Source organism: Tritonibacter sp. SIMBA_163 (genome assembly GCF_046535935.1).
GTDB lineage: Bacteria > Pseudomonadota > Alphaproteobacteria > Rhodobacterales > Rhodobacteraceae > Epibacterium > Epibacterium scottomollicae.
Genome location: NZ_JAWJBP010000829.1, coordinates 1 through 255, shown reverse-complemented (window position 1 = coordinate 255; position 255 = coordinate 1). Strand labels below are relative to the sequence as shown.

1 protein-coding gene is annotated in these 255 nt (G+C 58.8%); it reads right to left on the bottom strand.

The genetic code is table 11. The annotated features are described in order from the left end of the window. Positions 1-255, bottom strand: a 255-nt coding sequence (locus R0J92_RS24645) for a circularly permuted type 2 ATP-grasp protein (protein WP_411053620.1), incomplete at both ends; no start/stop codon positions are given.

Here is a 255-nt window from a genome sequence, read left to right as displayed (position 1 = left end):
CGGAACAGCGCCATGTCGGAACGTTTTCGAGAATGGCCTTGCGGCCCGTATAGAACTCCACGATTTCCGGCATATAGGAATAGATCGCCTTGTCGTCGGCGATGCCGGTTCCCGGTGCGTTGGCAATCGTGATATTCCCGGCCCGGTAGACATCCATGATACCGGCAACGCCAAGCGTCGAATCCGGCCTGAATGTCAGTGGGTCGAGAAACGCATCATCCACGCGCCGGTGCGTTGCCCGCAACGGTCCACAAG